General features: G+C 39.2%; 11 protein-coding genes. 1 reads left to right on the forward strand and 10 read right to left on the reverse strand.

Annotated features, from left to right (window positions below):
* The 5 genes from NW213_RS15520 to NW213_RS15540 all read right to left on the reverse strand — a co-directional run.
* A partial coding sequence (locus tag NW213_RS15520; protein WP_258323356.1) for a hypothetical protein occupies positions 1–1,897 on the reverse strand: 1,897 nt, incomplete at its 3' end.
* A 24-nt stretch (positions 1,898–1,921) separates the two neighbouring features.
* On the reverse strand, positions 1,922–2,281 hold the full coding sequence (locus tag NW213_RS15525; RefSeq protein ID WP_375338168.1) for a cupin domain-containing protein: 360 nt from the start codon (positions 2,279–2,281) through the stop codon (positions 1,922–1,924).
* Between the two features lie 143 nt (positions 2,282–2,424).
* Positions 2,425–6,465, reverse strand: coding sequence for a two-component regulator propeller domain-containing protein (locus NW213_RS15530; RefSeq protein WP_258323349.1), 4,041 nt, complete (start codon positions 6,463–6,465; stop codon positions 2,425–2,427).
* A gap of 109 nt (positions 6,466–6,574) precedes the next feature.
* Positions 6,575–6,787 carry a twin-arginine translocase TatA/TatE family subunit gene (locus NW213_RS15535; RefSeq protein WP_154044272.1) on the reverse strand — a complete coding sequence of 71 codons (213 nt, stop codon included), beginning with the start codon at positions 6,785–6,787 and terminating at the stop codon, positions 6,575–6,577.
* A 75-nt stretch (positions 6,788–6,862) separates the two neighbouring features.
* Positions 6,863–8,824: a sulfatase gene (locus NW213_RS15540; protein WP_258323350.1), complete on the reverse strand. Its 1,962-nt coding sequence runs from the start codon at positions 8,822–8,824 to the stop codon at positions 6,863–6,865.
* 242 nt (positions 8,825–9,066) lie between these two features.
* Here NW213_RS15540 and hepB point away from each other — a divergent pair, with 242 nt between their 5' ends.
* Positions 9,067–11,382: a heparin/heparin-sulfate lyase HepB gene (hepB, locus tag NW213_RS15545; RefSeq protein ID WP_258323351.1), complete on the forward strand. Its 2,316-nt coding sequence runs from the start codon at positions 9,067–9,069 to the stop codon at positions 11,380–11,382.
* Positions 11,383–11,470: 88 nt separating this feature from the next.
* Here hepB and NW213_RS15550 read toward each other — a convergent pair whose 3' ends face one another.
* The 5 genes from NW213_RS15550 to NW213_RS15570 form a co-directional block, all read right to left on the reverse strand.
* Positions 11,471–13,531, reverse strand: coding sequence for a TonB-dependent siderophore receptor (locus NW213_RS15550; protein ID WP_258323352.1), 2,061 nt, complete (start codon positions 13,529–13,531; stop codon positions 11,471–11,473).
* Between the two features lie 387 nt (positions 13,532–13,918).
* Positions 13,919–15,310, reverse strand: coding sequence for a calcineurin-like phosphoesterase C-terminal domain-containing protein (locus NW213_RS15555; RefSeq protein WP_258323358.1), 1,392 nt, complete (start codon positions 15,308–15,310; stop codon positions 13,919–13,921).
* A 126-nt stretch (positions 15,311–15,436) separates the two neighbouring features.
* Complete coding sequence (locus NW213_RS15560) at positions 15,437–16,945, reverse strand: BACON domain-containing protein (protein WP_154044261.1); 1,509 nt, start codon at positions 16,943–16,945, stop codon at positions 15,437–15,439.
* A gap of 31 nt (positions 16,946–16,976) precedes the next feature.
* Positions 16,977–18,785 carry a RagB/SusD family nutrient uptake outer membrane protein gene (locus tag NW213_RS15565; protein WP_154044260.1) on the reverse strand — a complete coding sequence of 603 codons (1,809 nt, stop codon included), beginning with the start codon at positions 18,783–18,785 and terminating at the stop codon, positions 16,977–16,979.
* 30 nt (positions 18,786–18,815) lie between these two features.
* Positions 18,816–22,085 (reverse strand): TonB-dependent receptor, encoded by a 3,270-nt coding sequence (locus tag NW213_RS15570; protein ID WP_154044259.1) that lies wholly within the window; start codon positions 22,083–22,085, stop codon positions 18,816–18,818.
* Positions 22,086–22,101: the final 16 nt, after the last annotated feature.

Below are 22,101 nucleotides of genomic sequence, written 5' to 3' on the forward strand. Positions count from 1 at the left end.
TATCGCATACATTTATTGATACAGAGATTTTACTACTTCCTCGGTTAAACGAGATCTTCAATGGTACCATAGCAAAACCTGGAACCGGATTAAAGGTTCTTCCATCAGGGTCAACAGGCATTAATGATAAACTACCGGATAAGACATTTATTTCCAAATCAGAATTATTACCATTACATATCCATCTATTATTATGCAAAGATGTTTTATTTATTTTAGAAGCAATAACCGGTAATACTAAATTTACACCATCAATCGAACTTTCTGCTTCTATTATAATATTTTCTTTATCAAATATGTAAGTAATATCCACAGGTGTGACTCCTTGCAAAGGAGACTCTTGTTCACATGTAACCAGATGAGTTTTAATTTTAAATATATGTTTATTATCTGATTTTGTATAAATAACATCAGTATCCAAATCATCCAAGTTTGAATATATTTTCCCATCTTTTATAAATTCCAATCGTGGACTTCCACCAACTATATATTTACGATTTACATGCTGCATGTTAGGCGCTTCAATCATCTTATATATGCTAGTAGTGGAAGCAAATATAGGTCCGAATTTTTCATGCCACAACATTGACAAAACTCCCCCCATAGGATGAGTACCTTTAACCTTATATTCTGCATCATATCCGGTAACAGTAGCTCTCCATTGTCCTTCAGAAACAAGCCATGTTCTTATATCTTTAAAAAATTTTACTCCATATTCCTTATCTCTTGGCAAAGCAACAGCTTCATTACTTATTCCAACCTTACATTCCAAAAACGAAGTAAGAGCTTTAGAATGCCCAAAAGTATGGTGTATGCAAGGTTGAATATTCAAATCATTATAATGTAGTCCTCCAAAAAGTAATCCGTTATGTGTAGCATTCCTTAATAGTTTTATATTTCTATATATTGCTTCCACATATTCCGGATGATTTGCTGACATTAAACCATATCCACCCATAAAGCCATCACTAGTACGTCCACCCCAATAAGTCCACTTGAAACTACGTGTACCCCAACTGTTATCCCATGCCCCATCAGGCAGCATAAACTCCAAATGTGTATTCATTGATTTCAGTATCAATTCCTCAAGTTCTTTATCGCCTGACAAATGAGCATAATGTGCCATATTAGGTAAAGATTCCTCAACATTATATAACAAATCAATAGGACGACATCCATTCTTTGTTTCGCTTGTTATATTGGGACCTTCACCAAAAAGGAAACAATCATTTTTAGTAAAATACTGCCTTAAATCGAATGCTATTTCTTTTGCTTTATTCTTAAAATCGTCTCTTTCAAATATATCACCAAGCAAATACAAAGCATAAGTAGCGGAAGCTGAATAATTAACATTCATATTACGCATACCTTCTCGTTTGCGACTATATATAAATCTGTTATTAAGAATAAACTCACCAGAAGACTCTAAATACTTTTTCCACGTATCAAGTGTCTCTACATCCAACAAATGACCATGATATTTTACAGCCTCACCAAGTGCAATTGCAAAAAAGACTGTTGTCCCATTCCAATCAGATACATTTACATCATTCATCCATGATCCATCAGGCTGACGTACCGTTTCCATCCACTTTATTAATCGTTTTGCAGCATTCAGATATTTATCATCTCCTGTTTTATCTGCCATATACATTAAAGGAAGTACGAAATCGCCTATACGTCCATGTATTCGAGCGCAAGCAGGACAAATTATGCCACCATCTAAAGTCGGATACTTTGATTCATATTGCAATGTCAATAATGTATCCACCCATTCTTGAAGAAGAGTCTCTGCTTCAAGATTAATTTTATCTTTTGTCAGATTGCTACTTACATTATTACCGTATAAGACAAAAGATATTAACGCCATCAATATTACAGTCAACTGCCTTTTCATCATCACGAAAACATAAACCGTTTTTTATTTAAGGAAATCAGCTCTCATAGGAGAAAAACAATCTATAAGTATCCCTGGTTCAAGACATACACATCCATGTAATGCATCAGGCTCAATATATATACCATCGCCCGCTGAGACTATTTTTTTCTTACCTTCTATATCAAATTCAAACTTACCACTCGCTACATAAGTAGTTTGTGTATGATAATGTGCATGTGTTGTTCCTACAGCTCCCTTTTCAAATTTAACCTTAACCAACATTACCTGACCATCATAACCCATAATCTTGCGTGTAACACCTTCTCCTGCAGGTTCCCATTCTTTATCCTTATCCAGAATATAATCGACACTTCTTGTCTTTTTTATTGTACTATTCTTCATATCACTACCATTATTTACATTTTCGACTGCGGAAAAACACGCTATTGGCAATATTGTTGCCATTAAACAAACAAATAACTTTTTCATTTTCTATTGGAATTATATTATTAAAACATCAAACTTTCATATATTGAATATATAGTTTATTTCTGTTGTTTAATATATTCAGTAGGAAGACATCCAATATATTTCTTAAAGCTGGTAGCAAAATATGATGGAGTGCTAAAACCTACCATTGTACTTATCTCTGCTATATTATATCGTCCTTCCTTAAGTAAACGACATGCTTCAGAAAATCTTATTTTTTTTATAAATTCAATAGCAGACTCTCCTGTTATGGCTTTCAGTTTTAAATGCAAATTAGAACGACTCATGTTCATCTGACTTGCAAAGTCTTCTGTAGAAAAGCTTGAATTATCCATATTATTCTTAACTATTTCAACAGCCCGTTTTAATATCTCTTCATCCAAGGCATTAAAAGTTATTTTTTCAGGTTCAACATCTAACTCCTTAGAATAATGCTCTAACATACGACGACGAGTCCGCACAATATTTTGTATCTTAGTTATCAGTAATGACAAAGAGAATGGTTTAGCTATATAATCATCAGCTCCTAATGCCATAACTTCTTTTTGATCAGACAATTCAGTTCTTGCAGATAAAATTATAACAGGGATATGACTGGTTGACACATTCTGTTTTATAGCTTTACAAAGCTTAACTCCATCCATGACAGGCATCATAAGATCTGTTATAACTATATCTATCTCATTGTTCTTCAATACCTCAAGTGCAACTTCTCCATTCTCTGCCTGCAAAGTATTAAAGACTTTCGAAAGCCCAGATTTAAGATACTGCCTAACTTCTTCATTATCCTCAACAATAAGAATATTTCCCCTGGCAGAAGTATCCGATTCGTCATTTATTACAAACTCATCCATTTCTGAATCCACAAAATATTCATATTTTGTATTAGTAAAATGTAATTGCTGTTCAGGTTCATAAATATTCTCTGCCAATTCTATTTCAGCATAAACAGATTTATCTTGAGGTATAAATATAGAAAAAGAACTACCCTTGCCTGGTTCACTTTTAAGTTCAATTTTACCATGATGTAATTCTACCAATCTTTGAACTAGCGACAAACCTATTCCACTTCCCATATATGTAGAGTCTAGTTGGGTAAAACGTTCAAATATTTTTTTATGTTTATTAAAGGGTATTCCAATGCCTGTATCAGTCACATTCAATATCAGGAAATTATCATTCAACGACAAATTAACAGTTATACTTCCTTCCTTTGTATATTTAAATGCATTCGACAAAAGATTATTGATGATAATCTCAACATATTTTTCATCAGCCAATACATCTATACCCTCTAAATCTGAAATAAAATTATAATTCAACGATTTATAACGAGCTAATTTCTCATAAAAAGAAAAGCAATCTTTAACAACCGAGTATATCTCCCTTTTTGAAACTCTTAATTTAAATACACCTAGTTCTGCACGTCTATAATCCATTAACTGATTTACAAGATGTAATAACCTATTAGTATTTCTTTCAACGAATCCCAACTGTTCTTTCATCCATTTATCTGTAGTTCTAATCTTCATTTCCTGTACAGGAGATATTATTAATGTCAAAGGAGTACGTAATTCATGAGAAATATTAATAAAGAATCGTTGTTTCATTTGATTAATTTCTTCCTGATGAAGCTTTTCATTGTGCTCCATAATCAATCTATTTTCCATTTGCTTTTTTACCCAAAAATAGCGGAAAACAAGAGTTATGGCACTTATTACCAAAAAAATCATAATCAATATAGCCCACCAAGTTTCATACCACTCTGGAAGAACTTTTATATATAATTCTTTAGACTTTTTATTCCATTTTCCATCATTATTAGCAGCACGCACTTTAAAATGATACTCCCCATGAGGTAAATTATGATATGATACACTTAGGTTGTCTTCTGTATAATTCCAAGTATCATCATAACCTTCCAGTTTATAAGAAAACGCATTGTGCTGTCCGGATAAATAATTTGAAACTACAAATTGGAGAGTAAATGATTTTTGCGAACTATTTAATATTATACTATCAGTATCAGAAATGTGCTTTCTAAGTATTCCTGTCTCATCCCCAGGACGAACTTCCTTTCCAAATAGTTTAAACTTTGTAATTACAGGCTGAGGTGCATAAGGATTATCAATCAATAATTCCGGACGAAATGTTGTTATGCCATTTATTCCACCAAAATACAAACGACCATCAGAAGTACGACAATGAGAATAGTTATTGAACTGATTACTCTGTATTCCATCCTTTATTGAAAAATTTCTAAATGTTCTACTGTATGGATTAAAACAACTTAATCCTTTATTTGTACTTACCCATATATTATTAAAGGAATCTTCCTCAATACCATATATAACATTGTTTGGGAGACCATCCGTCTCTGTTAAATGAACTATTTCTCCATTCTTTTCATCGGTGTAATATAATCCCACTCTTGTAGCAAGCCATATACGTCCATCTTCTGTTTGATAGATCTGTTGTACAGTTTTAATATCGGACATACCATTTATACCAAAAGATACCCTCTCTAGATGGTTGCCCTCTATTTTATACTTAACCAGACAATCATCAAACGCTATTATTAGACAACCAGACGAATCAATGAACATAGCATATATTTCTTTTTTTGAAAAACCAGTCTCATCAACATGTATAAACTCATCGCTACGCATATTGTATAAATAAAGACCATTTAGTGTTCCTAACCATAATCGTTCTTCATCACGTGGTAAAATCGAATATATACTATTTGCCATTATATCGGAATCACGTATGTATAAATGTCTGATAAACCCTGTACGCCGGTTTACGACTTTCAATCCTCCTGCATGTGTACCAACATAAACGTTATCGGACTTTTTATCTATATATAAAGATTTGACGTTATTTGATTCCCTAGAAATATCTTTATCCTCATAATTTAATTTATAATATTTAAAACTTTCATCAGCAGGATTATAGCAATTCAAGCCTCCATCATTTGTTCCTATCCACAACATAAAATTTTCATCTTCAACAATACAACTCACCACATTATCACTTAATGAATTCCTGTATGGCTCATGCATTATATTATGAAAGCGATATTTAAGTGGATGATAATAATTCAGGCCTCCAAAGTATGTCCCCAACCACATTCCACCTTGGTTGTCTTTATAAATACACCTGACAGAACGCTGACTTAAACTTCCGGAATTAGTTTCATCGTTTGTATATATAACAAAATCATCACTTGTATTTGAGTATATATTCAAATCGTTAAATGTTCCAATCCACAATCTGCCGTTAGCATCTCTTGCCAAAGAACGTATATAGTCTGAACTTATACTGTTTTTATCAGATGTATGTCTATAATTCTTCAAATCTCCAGTACGCAAATCCAATTTTATCAATCCATTGCCTTCTGTACCAATCCATAGCTCATGTAAATTATATAATAACATGGTTTGCACTTTTGCCCCAACCTCAAATGAAGATGAAGGAATAAATTTATTACTAACAAAAGAATATGAATGCAAATGTCCATTCACACAACCTATATATATAGTATCATTTACCCTATAAATAGAAGATACTTTTTTAGACACTAAATCAGGAATCAATATGTCATCTCTAAAAGAATTCATTGATAAATCTAAAACATATAGTACACCATCCGAATTTATTATATATAAATTATCTGAAATTTCTACTATATCAGTAACTAATGCATTATTTCTATCTGTGATTAAAAAATTTTTAAAAGTGTCTGTTTCTTTATTATAAAGTGAAACCCCTTTATTTGTCCCAACTAAAATCCGCCCTTTACTATCAGTCACTACGCAACGAGTAATATTACCAGCTATAGATACAGTATCATTCTCGTCATGACGATATACCGTAAACTCATATCCGTCATAACGGTTCACACCGTCATATGTAGCGAACCACATATTATCAGATTTATCCTGTGTTATTGAAAAAACTGTATTCTGAGAAAGACCATCATTAATAGATATATGGGAAAAAGTAATTGTTTCCGAATTATAAGCAAAAACAATTTTACTTGACAATAATGGTAAAATGACAAATAAGACCTTAAAAAAACTTTTTATCTTCATGCTATTATATATTAATCAACGTGTCGCAATTTCCATAAAAAAGGAATGTAACAAATATACATATAAGAAGAATAATTGGCAAATAAATCTTCTTACCTATTATAGCTAATCATTTCTCCATTTTATTATCTTTTCCATTCAATATTTCAGGATTATTCACTGTTTCCTCAATTCCATTTACACCATCTTTAAAACTTTTTACACCTTTTCCCAAACCTTTCATAAGTTCAGGAATTTTTTTTCCACCAAACAATAGTAAAATTAATAATGCAATAAACAACAATTCCTGCATTCCAATTCCCAATAGGAGTAGATTATACATAAACTTTATTATTAGAGGTTTATTATTATTTTAAAATGTCTAACGAATACTATGCCAGATTGTATAAGATTAGTTTTAATATGGCAATGGAACCATAGGCCTACGTCCATAATTAAGTTTCAAGCCAGCTTTATATGCTTCTTCTCCATGAAGTAAATCTATATCAAGTTCTCCCAAATTCACCAGAATACCCCTTGCCATAAGTCCGGCATCTTCATTCTGAATTCGTGGAAGAGTCTCAGCATTATTACGTAATTCATTAAGATATTCACGTATATACTTACGCATATTAGGATCAAGAGATAAACATTCCAATGACGAATACCCAATTTTTCTATTTTCTTCCTTAACAGGATATACCAAATTCTTTATTCCTTTTTCAGGATATCCTAAATAGGATATGGCATATGCAGCCTCGCTTGATATATAAGGATCTGTATCATTTATAAGGTGTCTCAATTCTTCAGGGCATTCAGAAATTAATCCTAGTTTTGCCAATTGTGCATAACCGACAGTTGCCCAAAATTTCATTTCCGGATAATCACTTATTAATGCCTTTCTAAAAAACTGTTCATCAGATGATTTAGGCATACTTGCAAGTTCTACCAGATTATAAAGTTCATTTAAAGGAAATTTTTCTTCTCTAACCGAATTATACAATATTTTACCTCTTCGTGACGTTGGCAGAAAGAAACCTAAATCTTCCGTTTCTCTTATATGAGAAGATAAAGATTCACGCATTTTCTTCAAAATATCCTGATACTGTGGTAAAGAAGATAAATCATGTATTTCACCCGAATCATTACACAAATCGAAAAGCATTTCTGCCGGATGAGCACAAAATGTTTGGGCCCAGGCATCATTAGTATTGTGACCACCTAATACAAGTTTATCCCAGGCTTTATTTGACGGCATACCCCACTGATAGTAATTTCTCAATGCGAACTGCCTATATGGCATATAACTACGTATATATTTGTATCTCCCGTCCGAAACGGCTCTCACAGGCATGAAATGATGTAACTGGTTCGAAGCAAAAGCGAAATTAAGTTTCCTTTCCTCTTTTGCTGCATATTTACCAAACACAGCTTCTCCCTGCATTCTTTTCTCTGGTTTTACACCTGCAAGACTAAGTACCGTAGGGCCTAAATCCGTAAAATTAACCAAACGATCAACTTTACCTGACAAGCCATTTGCCAAATGCTTGAATTTTTCAGGAAAATATACTACCATAGGTACCCTTAAACCACTCTCAAACAAATATCCTTTACCACGAGGAACGCAACCACCATGATCACTGAAAAAGAAGATTATAGTATTCTCATCAAGACCTTTTTCTTTCAAATCATCAAGATATATCTTAACCCATTTGTCAACATCCTGAACCGCTTCCAAATGACCGGCATAATCAGAACGTACTTCCGGCAAATCAGGTACATAAGATGGCAACGTTAATAGCTGAGGATATATACCCTCACGTGTATAATCACGACGACCGTCGGTATGAAAAGTTCTTATACGACCCATATGCGATGTTACAGTATTGAATACAGCAAAAAAAGGCTGACCATCTTTTCTTTTAGGACTATTATAAGAAGCTTTCTTATTACACTCATCCCAACATGACTTATTATCTGTCGTAGTATTATAATGCGTTTTATTATTATTAGTACAATAATAACCTGCTTCTCTTAATCTTTGAGGGAAGAATATATCCTCGGGAGTATCAAAAGGAACTGGATGAAAATCCATTCCATACGTTGGAGCATAACACCCTGTTATTAAAGAAGAACGAGCTGGAGAACTTTGAGGGCCAACTGACCATGCATTCATAAACTGAACACCTCTTTGCGCCAAACTATCCACATTTGGAGTACTAACATCCTTATTGCCATAACAGCCGAATTCATAAGCACTTGTATCTTCAAATGTTAGCCATAGAATATTAGGACGTATATCATCTTTGGCAGAAAGCATACTTACAGACGAAAGCCCCAATATTATTGTTGAACAAAACAATCTGGAATCATTTTTCATAATGAATTTATTTAGGTTAATATATTTTTTGCGAAGATAGTTATTAAGTTTATTTTCATGGTACATACATGTTTAAATATTATCTACCAGTGTATAATGGACAATTTTAAAAGCATATTCAACAATTTTAAAATGCTATAGAAACAAATCAAATTCATTTAAGTATTTCAATATGAATAAATAACAGTTTATAAATTAAATTTGCAAATAGGAAAATATGTTATTTCATAATTATTATAGCCATGAAAAAAAGAAGTATTATCATGCTGATAGGTATTCATATCATACTAGGTTTCAACTTATCAGCACAAACCAGAAACACTGTAGAATGGAGGAACGTAAACGGTGTGGAAATTCCTGTTCCACCTTCTGTCCATCCTAGATTGTATTTACGCTCATCAGACATTCCGGGACTTAAAGAAAGAATAAAACATCCGGAAATTGTAACAACCATAAAAAAGATGGAGAAACTGAGTAAAAACAGGACTCCTGAAGAAGAAGCTAAAGCTCCGGCAAAAAACGGATTCAGATATTATGCTGAAATGCGAGGAATAACAAGCCGAGTACAGCTTGATGCATTGGACTATCTGGTAAACGGAGAGAAATCAGTTGCCAGAAAAGCCATAACAGCCATGCTCGACACATTACGCAACACTAATTATGGAACAAAAGGTGACCTGTCAAGAGCCAGCGGATCAATGCTGATGTGTGGTGCAATGGTTTACGACTGGTGCTACGACCAGATGAAAGATTCTGAAAAGAAAGCATACATAAACGAATTTGTCAGAATAGCCAAGACCATGGAATGCGGCTATCCTCCAAAGAATACGGAACCTATAGCAGGACATTCTTCGGAATGGATGGTACTGAGAGATATGCTCTCGGCTGGTATTGCAGTATATGACGAATATCCTGACATGTACAATTATGTAGTAACAATGATGTACAAGGACTATATTCCAGCCCGCAACTTCATCTATTCGGGACATAACTACCATCAGGGCAGCAGTTATGCAAATGTACGTTTCAGCAACGACCTTATATCTCTTTGGATAATGTCACGCATGGGCGCAGGAGCAATTTATGACTCGGCACAACAGTTCGTTTTATACGATTTTATCTACAGAAGACGGCCTGACGGACAGGTTCTTCCTGCCGGTGATACCAATCCTAACAGAAAAGGCGTTGCCAATTACGCTCTTCCTGCTCTATTGGCTTACAGCTACTACAAAGACGGCTATCTGGCATACGAATATGAACGTACAAAGAAAATTGACAATCACTGTCTGATATTCGACATCCTGTGGAAAGACCTTAACGTTGAGCCTAAAGGTCCTGAAACACTACCTCTTACAAAATACTCCGGAACACCGTTCGGATGGATGATTGCCAGAACAGGATGGGATGAGAACAGCGTAATAGCAGAAATGAAAATAAACGAGCACTATGTAGGAAACCATCAGCATCTTGACGGAGGCTCATTCCAGATATATTATAAAGGTCCATTGGCGCTGGATGCAGGAACATATCAGGGAAGTTCAGGCGGATACAACAGCCCGCACAACAAGAATTTCTTCAAACGTACAGTAGCCCACAACTCACTGCTGATATTCAATCCTGAAGAGAAATTTGAATGCCATAGCTATGGCGGTGAAGATAAGACTCCTTTTGCCGGTAACGACGGAGGACAGAGAATGCCTGGTGACGGATGGAACACCTGCCGTTCGTTCAAAGATTTACTGAGCGACGAATACACAACAGGAAAAGTCCTTGCACACGGAACCGACGCGGACTACATGGCACCGGACTATTCTTATCTGAAAGGTGACATAACCAAGGCATATTCCGACAAGGTAAAAGAAGTAAAGCGCTCGTTCGTATTCCTGAATCTGAAATCAGAGAATATTCCTGCCGCATTGATAGTCTTCGACAAGATTGTTTCATCAAATCCTGAATATAAGAAACAGTGGCTGCTGCACAGCATTGAAGAGCCGACTGTAAAAGACGGAACATTTACCGTTAAACGTACAAAAGACGGAGATTCAGGAATGCTTTACGACACTGTGTTGCTACCGGAAAAAGGTAACTTAGATATTAATACCATCGGAGGCCCGGGTAAGGAATTCTGGGTTAACGGCGAGAACTACCCTAACGAGCCACGTACTCCGGACCCGACAAACGAAAAAGGTGCATGGAGAGTTGAATTATCTCCAAAATCTCCTGCTAATGAAGATTACTTCCTTAACGTGATACAGGTAGCTGACAACAAATGCAAAAACATGCATAAGGCTACACTTCTGAAAAGCGACAATACTGTAGGAGTAGTAATCTCCGACAGAATTGTGACTTTCAGTAAAGACAGCAACACGCTTTCCGGAAAATTCAGCATTGACATCAACGGAGAAGGAACTTTCAAAATTGTCATGACTGACATGAAACCCGGAACATGGCAGGTAAAGAAAGACGGTGAAGTATTTATCCCATATAAATGGGTACGTTCTGACGACGGAATACTGTCGTTTGAAGGAGGAAAAGGACATTACGAGTTTTCAAGGTAAATTACATAAGTATTACGCCTGAATAAATACGGGCATAAAGCGAGAGCCGCATTCGTTGGGGAAACGAGTGCGGCTCTTAATGTCAATATCAGAACTTAAACCTATAACTTGCCCCTGCCCTTATCCATATCCCGGGCTGCGGGATATTGCCATGGTCATAGTATGTCTTGTTCAGAAGGTTATTTCCTTCTACATATATCTTATACTGCGACGCATTCCATGTAAACCGTGCGTCAACAAGTGAATAAGGTTCGTATGGCACCATTGAATTACCTTTCTGGTAATTACCCATACGGTCCTGCCAGCGGTATGACACGTTCATCTCAAGCAGTTTCCAGATTCTGAAGTTTGCCTGTGCCACGAACTTATGTCTGAGATACTCCAATGCATATTTCGACTGTAGATTTGGCGTAGTTTCCTTATCCTGGTCAATATAACTGTACGACACATTGACCGAACGCACAAAAGCATCACGCTGCATCAATTCGCGTATATCAACAAGAACAGAAGCCTCAGCACCCATTGTATTGATTACGGCATGATTAACCGACTGCCATGGAGCGTCATCGCCCTGCGATATATCCTTTATCCAGTCTATCATGTCCGTCCCGTGATAGCGGTACAGACTCAGAGTACCACGTATTCCCGGACGAAGATACTTCACTCCCACTTCCACTGCCTGCATTTCCTCAGGCTTCAGATACTTGTCGGCTTTATGGCCTCCGACGGAATAATACAGTTCCGTGAAAGTAGGCATACGCAATGAGGTATTGTAAGAGGCATAAACCTTCCAGTCGCGCGCGAACTGATAGCTGGCATCAACACCCGGATAGAAACGGAACTTCATTTCATTTCCGGTGTTCTTTACGGCTATCACTCCCGCTGAAAGAGTGAAACGCCTCAACACGATATTATGTTCCAAATGAAAACTCAGATTGGTCCTGTTAAGTCCGAGAGTAAAATCGGCATCAGCACCGGGAACTTTTATCGGAGAATTAAGCGGTTCTCCAAGCGATGTACTCCTTACACCTTCATTCCTGAACTCCGCTCCGAATGCCGTTTTTCCGAGGAATGTCTGGATGTAGTTGTTTAGATTTACACCATAGACATCGGTCTGATGATAATTGAAAGGAGATTTTTCCGGCATTCCACGATAAAATTCAAATCTGTCGTCCGAACGGTTCCAATAGACAGACGGCTTGAAATGATAGACATCGCCCTTTGTTTCCGCCTGAACAGCAGTGTAATACTTTCTTACGTGCTCGAACTGCTCGTCGGAAAGAGTGCTGTAGAAAGTGTTCGCGCCATAATCCTTGTTTGTGAAACCTGCATGCCAGCGCACATCCACCTGGTCGTTCTCATATCGTCCTTGATAGAAGAGCCTTGCATACTTGAAATCGGCATTAAGATTTCCTGCCTTGCTACGACTGGATCCGTCACTACGGCTGTAGCTGCCCGAAACCTGGTTGCTTAAACCGTTCCTAACATGGCTTACCATAGCTCCACCTTTGAAATAGCCATAAGAACCGCCATCGGCAAACACCTCTGCCCCGCTGTCCTTTGCAGTACGCGTAACGATATTGATAGCTCCCACCAGCGATGATGTGCCATACACACGTCCTGCAGGTCCTTCCAAGACCTCGATACGTTCTATTTCACTTAATTCAACAGGAAAATCGGCCGCGTTATGGCCAGTTTGTGGGTCGCAGATGTTTATTCCGTTCAGAAGGATAGTAATTTGGTCGAACGTTCCCCCACGAATACTTATGTCCGTTTGTACTCCCATGTCACCGCGCTGTCGGACATCAACGCCGGCGGCATACTTTAACAGGTCGTTAATACTCTGTACAGGGGCGGCGGCAATAGCCTCGCGGTCGAGTACAGTCACGATTCGTGCTGCCTGGCTCACTGTGAGCGGCACACGGCTGCCGGTTACCTCCACTTCCTCCAGTTCATACAGCTTCTCGCCCGAGTTGTTGTCCTTGACGGTCTGGGCTGAAATACCAGAAACAGGCACTGACGCCAGCATTGCCACTGTCATCACGCCGATGGTTACATGGGATTTCAATGTGGAGAACACTGCGTAAGAACGGCGGGAATAATGCTTGAAACGCATAGTCCGGCTGCTTTTCCGAATGTTTTCTTTCATTGGTTAATAATTAATTTGATTAAAAATGCAAGGCAAAGGTACAAAAGTTTAGATAGAAAACAATAGATGGATAAATTCACACAGTCGATACGATAATATGACCAACAACGGTTTTCAACAGCATGATAATACTTTATCAACATTTATCAACAATATGTTAATAAGCTGTATATCAAATAATATTACAACCTATATACACCTGTATATCAACAGCCCATAAATAGATATCAACATATATGTTAATATCAATAGAAGCAATAACATCTGAATAAATAATAGAGTAGGTATAGGCAATATTAAAGGAGATAAAGTATGTTTCAATGAACATTACTTTACCTCCTTTAATCTTCAGATAAGCAATAGCTTCCTGACTCCTTTAATCAATAATTATTTCACTTCAACAGATTCAACATATTTATTTCCAAATCTGTCTGTCACTGTCACTTCAATGTTTTTCGCTCCTTTCGATGGTTTTACGGAGAAGAAACAATAATCATTTGCCTGCGGAGTTGTCCCTTTGGACTTCAAAGTACCGTCAGCATGGCTCCTGCTCAAGTACATTGTGTAATCAGGGTCAACTGAAGAAAACGACTTCATTTCTCCTTTATTCTTTCCGTCTTCTTTCCATTCCACTTTCCAACCTTCATCCCAATTCCATACCTTAACGCATAATTCATCTACGTGGTTAGGGAAAGTACCTATCGGATAAACCTTAATCTGATAGTTTCTCGGCATAGCCAATGTCTTGTAATGCCACTGCAATCCAAGAGGAGAAGACTCAAACACCTGATAGCCCATAGGAGTTCCATCATAAGCATATTTACAATTGCCAAGCCACCACGCGCCACCTATAGATGCAACCATGTGTTCCCTTACATTAGGACGCAACAATATGTTTGAATGAATATGTGTATGACCTGTAAGAATTGACACATTGTAATCCTTAAGAATATCCATCAGTTCTTCCGCACCTTCCAGTTTTTTGTCAATATAATAGATATAAGCCGGAGCATGCATTGCCACAAACACATGAGAACCCTTTGGTATGTATTCAATATACTTTCTCACCCATTGGAGCTGTTCGGACGTAATCCTTTCATCATATTTACGGTTTCCTCTGTAATCAATATTATCAAGAACTATATAATAATCACGTCCAATATTGAAAGCATAGTAGTTGGGACCGAATGATTCTTTATATACAAGCTCGCTCTTCTTGTTGTCACTGAAATACTCTTCATGGTCATGATTACCTATGACAGGATATACAGGATAGCCTAAAGTCTTCAAATCATCTTTGAATCTGCCATAAGTTTCCTGATTATCCCAAACCAAATCGCCAAGCAGAATAGCCGCTACCGGAATGCTTCTGTCCATGTATTCCTTTCCATAGTTTCTCAGGTCAGGTAAAGCCTCATTTTCCATCCTGAGATATGCGGTATCATTACCCGGCTGTGTATCGCCTACGGCAAACATTGTATATCTGCCTTGTGGAACACTGTACTCGAAAAGTTCAAAATCATGTTTCTTTGCCGAAACAGATTTGTAAAAACATGGTGTTCCTGTAGAATAAGAAGCCACATAGCCCGAAGGTGTCACAACATATACAAAATCAGATAAAGAAGTGTCTGTGTCAATTCTATAGTTACCAAGAGAATCTGTTGTAGTGAAGTTCACTCCATCCGTAACAACTACATCACTTAATCCTTTTTTACCGCAAAACACCTTGCCTGTTATTTCTTTTGAACAAACATTTATACTGTTTGCCAAAAGAAACATACTTAAAAAATAAATATTACATTTCATAAACTATACTATTATATTATTTAGTTCTTTAGTTTTTGAGTTTATAAGTTTGTTATTGATTTGATAGCCAAACAGGAATAAACTCAAAAAACCATAAACTTACTTATTCAACTGAAAAAGTTTGATATTATCAATAAACCAGCGTTTGTAAACAGAACTTCCGGTCGTTTCTTTGTTGTCACCCCAGCCGTCAGACTTTATGCTTATACGGGTGTCCTTTGTTATTTCAACTCCTTCAAGAACAATGTCGGCATGAAGCCATTCGAGCTTATCAACTGTGTCAACAAACGAATGTCCTATCGGCTCCAATTCCGTCACTTTGTCTCCATTTACAATGGAAACAATAATCTTAACAGGGTCGAATTTCCTTGTTCCTCCGACCATAGGGGCCCAGTCGAATGAAAGTGTAAGTTTCGTACCCTCCGGAACATTTTCTATTGAAGGCAAAGTTAGACCGGCCTGATAGTCTGTCTTACCAAACTTGAGATAACAATCCTGCAGATAAATAGCACGTCCCGGTATCTCTTCCAATCCATATCCACGAGCCAACAATGCTTCTGAAGCCAATTGTCCTTCAGCGTTCTTCGCCGTATATATTTGCGGAGCTTCACCCGTTCCATCATTCTCCACAGTCTGTCCGGCACCGCTATTCTCTGCCCATGGCTTCAACCACTCAAAATTTTCAGAGAAGTATATAACCTCATATACTCCGTCATCCTGTATTGACTCAAGGACAATTCTTACAACAGGAGCCGCCGTTCCGGAATAATAGCCTTTCAATATCACATAATGACCATTCAAATTGCTATAATCCCCAGAAACATCAACCAAAGAAACTGAGTTTGCAGCACCTTCTATTGTTATGACATTATTCAGGAACACTCCTCTTAAAGTAACATATTCCCTTTTGTCGGAAGTGTAGGAATCAATCTTGTCTGTAATTTCAACAGGTTGCGGATGATTTATTTCATGGCCTTTGGACAACACAGTAACTTTATCGCAAATGATATTGGACAGCTTATATGTATCGGACTCTTTCGTTCCCATTATATATACTTCATCGCCAACCTCAACATTCTCGGATGTCTCAATATAAATGTTACTGTCGAAAGAGGCGCTTGTGACAATACATCCGCCGGTTGTCACCGCAGAGACATACGCGCCCGGGACTATAACTACTGTTCCATCTTCCAATGACACTACATCAGATACTGAATATTCCTTACAGTCGCGGTATTTGTCTCCATCCTGTGAGACCTTCACTTCTGCCCTGCTGGACAGAGTACTTCCTCTAAACACCACTGTAGCCTCTCTCGGATTGTCTATCGAACCATCTCTCATATTCTCAGACACGGATATCGTAACTTCCGTGGTTCCTGAACCTGTAGCCGGTGTAACTGTGACCCACTCTGGAATTTCCTCCATGTACCATTCCGCATCAGAGTAAACTGTTATTATTTTCTCAGTCGGATTCTGAGCAGAAAAAGTCAAGGAGCTCGTACTTGCGAGAACCGCACGCGCCACATTATCTTCTTCCTTACTACAACCGCAAAGTAAAGCAACCATGAGGCACAACGCCGGCATAAATATTTTATTTGTAAATTTCATAATAGCCTATATTATATTTTACACATATTATTTAGAAATCAAGACCATCATCCCATCCCGGATTCTGTGTCAGGTTCTTGTTTAAAGAACGCTCGTTGATAGGAATCGGATACAGATAATCACGCTCCTCGTTGAAACCGTTGCGTACTATGTCCTTATGGCGATACACATATCCGCTGTTATCGCCAGTAAGCGTAATGTCCTTACCTATTTCATAAACCAACACCCCTTCTCCGGCTTCAGGTTTGACGCCACCATTCGCATAAAGTATTACGTCCGCTTTTCCATCACCGCTCAAATCATATTCTCCGGGGCCTGGGAAATACATACCATAGATGTCCTGGTCAACGCACGCTCCGGCTTTCCAGCGTACCAAATCGTCGAAACGGAAACCTTCCTGCATAAGTTCGATGGTACGTTCGCGGCGTATTTCCAATATCACGCCTTTGTTGCTGCCTGTCACATTAGGATATCCATGTTCCTCAGACGAGAGATAACGGTCAGGATTGGCATTCGCCGCATCCATATCCAAGTGGGCATCGTTCATGCCTACACGGTCGCGCAGCAGATTAATGGATATATTCAGGTCTTCCTGATTCAATGTTCCCAATTCAGCCTTAGCCTCGGCATAGTTCAACAAGACTTCAGCATAACGATATACCGGAAGGTCGCAGGTAGAATAGCTCGGACGGTCCACATTTCCGCCACATGCTGTCGGATCTTGTACGAATTTAATAGGCTGATAGCCGGTAATGCTGGTCGATAAGTCCGGTGGAAGTACTGTAGTAGTACCGATACGAGTATATCCGGGAGTACGGATGCTCTGTGCCAGACGAGGGTCTCTGTCCTTGACCTCTTCAGCAAACTTCATTTCCTGCCAACCCTGTTTGTCGGTAAATCTGGTTCCATCTTTCATCAGATACGTATTCACCATCTTGCGTGTCAACCCCGGCTGTCCCTGAGTGGCAACCAACGCATGTCCGGTTGCATTGTGGTATATATGCAAACCGAAGTCGAAGTTAATGGCAAGGATATATTCGTCCGGATTGGCATTTTCCTCGGCAAAGAGCATCATGTAGTCACTTTCCGGATGTCCGGTGGAATACAACTTATAAGGACCATCATGCATAATCTCATAAGCCGCCTTAGCTGCCTGGTCAAGATAATAAGTATAATCGTTACCTTCCAAAGTCAAGTTGTGATACTTGCGGTAAGTTCCCTCGTAAAGGCAGAACTGAGCTTTCAGCGCCAACGCTGCCCAGCGGTTCACACGGTAAGGGCTGCTCGGCTCTTCTTCTCTGGTGGGAAGGTTATTAATGGCAAATTCAATGTCTTCTAACATCTTGGTCATGACCAATTCGCGCGAGTCACGCGGTTTGTAGAGGGCATCGTCAGAAGAACCCAACTCAACATCATACCAAGGCACATCGCCGAAACGTTTTACTTTTTCAAAATAGAAGTATGCCCTGAAGAATTTGGTAAGTGCTGTATATTTGGTTACGGCTGCCTTGTCCTCACATTTGTCTATATTAGCCAGGAGGGTATTCATCTTGCGCAAGTCCGTCCAGCTCCATCCTCCACCGGAGGCGGGAACAGTACGTTTGTTTCCTCCGATAATTTCGTCCGACAATTTCTGCTGCACATAAATGTCACTCTGGTCATCGTAAGGCGACTTGTCCAACAGATTATTGTAGAAACTGTTGCTGAAAAGCTGTAAATCGCTCTCTGTCTTGAAATAATCATCCTGAGAGATTTCACTTTTCGGGCTTAGGTCAAGCATACTGTCACATGAGGATAATCCCACCGAAAGGCTCAAAGCCGCTATAATAAATCGTTTCATATATATGTTTGTCTGTTAGTTGAATAATGATTAGAATGTGATGTCAACCCCGAACATGAATGTTTTCTGCCAAGGATAGTACATACGGTTGTAAGTGTCATTGCTGCGGTCGAAAGCTGATTCCGGATCAATGTATTTAGTATGCTTCTTCAGCGGCGACCAGTAGCATAGGTTCTCACCTGAGAAGTAGATACGTGCCTGCTCAACACCTATTTTCTTTGTAAGGTTCACCGGAATGGTATAACCTACAGTAAGATTCTTGAAGCGCAGGTAGCGAATATTCTGCAAGTAACGGTCATTAACCTTACTTAGAGGACCGGAAGTGGCTGAATATGCCATCGGGCGTGTAAAATATGCATCCTTATTGTCTTCTGTCCATACCTCATCCATGAAGTTCTTCTGAAGATAAGTCAGATACGGATAAGTATAAGCTCCCCAGAACTGTGCGGCATGTGAATCAGGATACCAATAGTGATTTCCAGTTCCTTGGAAGAATACAGATACGTCAAATCCATACCAGCGTAGGCTTGCGTTGAAACCGTACGAAAGACTTGGAAGAGAGTTGCCCAATATCTTGCGGTCTCCCGGATCATCCACAGAATTGCTGCCGATGTCCAATTTCTTGTTATCGTTCAAATCGACAAACTTAAGGTCACCTCCCTGCCATCCGCCGGTTATGCGGTTGTTGATATAGCTAAGGTCAACTTCCTTGGCGTATGCCTGCGCCTCTTCGGTAGTCTCGAACAGTCCGTCTGTCACGAATCCCCAAATTTCACCCAAACGCATGCCTTCGTAATAATCTTTGGCAAAAGTCTTGTCCTTGTTGTCGTATTTGGTGATGTAACTCTTATAGTCGCTCATGTTAGCCCCAAGGGTATATTCCACCGGACGTCCAGCAAGTTCGAACTGGTCTCTCCAGCTTACTGCTATTTCATATCCTCGTGTCTGCAGGTTGGCTGTGTTCATGTCTGGCACACTCGCTCCATATACAGCAGGCAGCTCGATACCATCGGTCAGCATGTTCAATGTGTTACGCACATATCCGTCCACAGTTATGTTCAGTCTGTTTTTCAACATTGTAAAGTCGAAACCCAAGTCCCACTGCTGGCTTGTTTCCCAAGTAAGGTCAAACGATACCGGCGCTCCCAATGTAGAGTACTTCGCCATCGAGCTGCCTTCGCCAAACGAATATTCGGCAAAACTACTCACTGTTACCAATCGCATGTAAGTGTAATACGACGATACATTCTGGTTACCCAGACTACCAAATGAGGCTCTCATCTTCATATTGTCAATATAAGGAGTCAGCGGTTTGAAGAATGGTTCCTCCGAGATACGCCAGCCCAATGAACCTGATGGGAAAAATCCCCAACGGCTTCCGGAAGCAAAGCGCGAAGTACCGTCATAGCGTCCACTCACTTCAAACAGGTAACGGCCCTTATAATCATAATTCAGTCGTCCGAAGAAACCGGCCAGCGCATATTCATTCTGAGCTCCATCTACTCCTGTCACCACCTCGCCTTCTTCATTAACTCCAACAAGGTTAAAATCGTCAAGCGAAGTGGAAGTCAGATTTTCACCGAAAGCCGAAATGTTTTTCAGTCGCATGGTCTCGTAGTTGAATCCGGCCACTGCTGTAAGATGATGCTTGTCGTTGAAAGTATAGTCAAAGTTGGCAAAGACATTTGCCGAATAGTAGTTGCGTGTATTCACCGACTCATCCAGGCGATTGGCTCCGGCACCCGTAGTATAATACTCCATTTCAGCATCAGGATATTCCCTGTAAGGGATATTGTTTGAGCGGCTGGTATTGCGTGTCTGATACAGGCGGTAAGTAAAGTCGGCAGTAAGGCTCAACGGTTTTATCGGCGTAATGACCAGACGGGTTGTATTCGAGAAATCATTCGTACGGTTCACATTACGGTGCGACCCTTCGCCAACGATGATATGTCGTCCGTTACCCACCTTATAGTCTATATAAGGAGTGCCGTAAAGCCATGAACCATCAGGATTCTTCATAGGGAAGCAGGCAAGAGCATGATTTGAGCTGTAAGCCAGAGTGTTCTCCACACTTCCGTCTCCCTGCGAAGTATATTGGGAGCCGTAAAAAGAAGTGTTGTTGGTCATTGTTGCCCACTTGTTGATACGGAAATCAAGTTTAGAACGCAGGTTATACTTGCGGTAAATATCGGGATTCATTCTCAGAATACCTTTCTGATAGTCATACGCTCCGCTCACCATATACTTCACGTCCTTATTCCCTCCACTGATAGAAATATTGTGCTGCTGTGTGGGATGTGTGTCATCGAACATCATTTCCCACCAGTCGTAGTTTCCATAATACACCCACTGGCGGCGTCCGTTTCTCATTTCTTCCACCACCCACGGACGGTCAGGATTCTCTGTTTTGTCGTTAACGCGTGCCAGCAACTGACGCATATCCTCGTCAGTATAATTAATATAGTTCTTACCGTTCTCCGCTTTACGGAAAAGGTTTACAGTATAAACAGACCAGTAACCTGTGTCTTCGTAGTCAGTCGATGTAGTAGGCGATTCCCAACCCAAACGGCCGCTGTAACGCACTGTAGCTTTTCCTTCATTTGCTGCACCAGATTTGGTCGTGACCAAAATCACACCAAATGCCGCACGCGCGCCATACACAGCTGCCGCCGAAGCATCCTTGATAACAGAAATAGACTCTACGTCATTGGGGTTAATACGTTCCAGTTCGCCCACCGCACCATCAATCAGCACCAATGGCTCCGCACTATTGATAGATGTGGTACCGCGCACATTAATTGAAGGAGAGCTTCCCGGTACTCCGGATGAAGTCGTAATGTTCAAACCAGGGACAGAACCTTGAAGCATATTGGTAAGAGAGTGAGAGACTCTGTTCTCCAAGGATTTGTTATCCACCATTGTCACGGCTCCCGTAAGGTTTACCTTTTTCTGAGTACCATAACCGATTACTACTGCCTCGTCCAACATGATGGCATCTTCCTGCATATATACCACTATATCATTTTGTCCGGGCTTCACCTTAACCTTCTCGGTGATATAGCCCACATAAGAGAAATTCAGAGTCGCTCCGGAGATGGGTATCTGAAGTTCGAAAACTCCGTTTATATCAGTCACACTTCCCCTGGAACTGCCTTCAATGCCGACTGTTACCCCGATAAGCGGTTCCTGCAAAGCATCCAGTACCCTACCTGAAATAGCTCTGTTCTGTGCCGACAAAGCGGAAGCACTGCCTGTCAGCAACAACAACAGCAAAAAAACATACGAATTGAAAACTTTCATAAATAGATATTTTGTT

Source organism: Bacteroides sp. ET336, from assembly GCF_024733815.1.
GTDB classification, from domain to species: Bacteria; Bacteroidota; Bacteroidia; order Bacteroidales; family Bacteroidaceae; genus Phocaeicola; species Phocaeicola cellulolyticus.